The organism is Streptomyces sp. NPDC033136 (genome assembly GCF_055578235.1).
The window spans coordinates 1-1,668 of sequence record NZ_JBVIPD010000061.1 but is presented as its reverse complement, the minus strand read 5'-3'; the positions used below and the strand labels follow the sequence as shown (position 1 = coordinate 1,668).

1 protein-coding gene is annotated in these 1,668 nt (G+C 70.6%); it reads right to left on the bottom strand.

Features of this window, described 5'->3' with window-relative positions; all coding sequences use genetic code 11:
- Positions 1-18: 18 nt before the first annotated feature.
- On the bottom strand, positions 19-1,668 hold a 1,650-nt coding region (locus ACZ5TL_RS39465; protein WP_468595596.1), incomplete at its 5' end, for an IS1182 family transposase.

The following is a 1,668-nucleotide window of genomic DNA, read 5'->3' as shown; positions in this document are numbered from 1 at the left end:
GACCCCGTTGCTGATCTCTCATTTCGAGGTGTGAGTGAGGAGGCGGCATAGGTGGGTGGTGCGGGTGCGTTCGGGGCGGTGGCCTTGCTGCCAGGCGTCGATGCGGATGAGGTTGATGGCGGTGGCGGCGAGGCAGTGGCCGAGGTGGGTGGCGGTGGCGTTCCGGTAGCGGCTGCGCCGGCTGCGGGTGCGGTGGACTATCTGGCAGACCGTTGATTCGATCCCGGCGCGGGGCCGATAGCGTGCCCGCCAGGCGTCGGTGTCCTGCTCACGGCGGCGTTGCTGGAGCGCGGCCCGCTGGGCGGGTTCACGCAGAGTCAGGGCGCGGCCCCACTTGCCGTGGCCGGCTGTTGTGCAACGCGACCTGAGTGGGCAGTCACGGCAGGTCGCGGCGTCGAAGCGGATCTGGACCAAGGGAATGCGGGTGCGCCGGCTGCTGCGGGTGGTGGCCCAGGAGACGCTGGTTTGTCCGGCGGGACAGACGGCAAGGCGCCGCTCGTCGTCGATCTGGAAGTCGTTGTGGCCGAAGCGCTCGTGGCCCTCGCCCCTGACGATGGGGCGGGCGGGGCCGACGAGGTCGATGCCGTGCTCTTGGCGGGCGGCCACCAGGGTGCCCGCGGTGACGTATCCGCTGTCGACGAGCTGCTGCGCAGGCAGCAGCTCCCGCTCGTTGAGACGGGTGTGGATACCGGTCAGGGCCTGGCTGTCGTCGCCCTCGGCGGCGCTGGTGGTGGCGACATCGGTGATCAGCCGAGGCGCGCGGGTGTCGCACGTCTCGGTGAGGTGCAGGCAGTATCCGACCCAGCCGGTGGTCCGCTTGGTGCCGTACCGGGCATCGGTGTCGTATGGGCTGGCCAGCCGCTGGTTCCCTGGAGGCAGGTCGTCGCTCTCGCGCTCGCGCACGCCGTCCTGGGTGCGGTGGTACTGCTGCACCCAGGCCCGGCGCAGGGTCTCCAGGGCGGGGATGCGGCGCAGCCAGTCCGGAGCATCGGGCCGCCAGACGGTCGTCAGCAGGTGGAAGCCGTCCTCGCCGACCTGGCGCAGCCACGTGTCACGGTCGGTGTCCGTAGGCAAGCCGTGCCAGGAGTCCACGCGTTCCCCGTACCGGCCGAGCCAGTCCGTCTCCCGTTCCGCCAGGGCTTGCTCGAGCCAGTCCGGGGCGGCTGCGGCCAGTGCCTCCAGCGCGGCGCGCAGGGTCTCGGCGGCGAACTCCATCCGGTTCAGCAGGCGCACGTCGGCGACCACACGGGTGGAGTCGGTGCGCTGCCGCCCGCCTTGGCGCAGCAGCCCTTGGTCCACCGCGACCTGCACAACCGCCTCCAAGACGCGCTCTTCCAGACCGTGCGCGATCAGACGGGCCCGGAACCGGGTCAGCAGCGAGTGATCGAAGCCGCTGTCCTCCAGCTCCAGGCCCAGCAAGTATTTCCAGTCGATCCGGGCCCGCACGGCCTCGGCGGCCTGCCGGTCAGACAGCCTCTCGGCAGACTGCATCACCGACACCATCGCTAACGCGCCAGGTGAAGCAGCAGGCCGTCCATCGGACGGGAACGCCTCCGCGAACAAGACGTCGTCGAAGACCTGCCCCAGGTTGTCGCGCAACCGGATCGCCAACGATCCCTTCGGGAAGGCCGCACGAGCCACCCGCCGCGTCAATTCCGGGACCTCTCC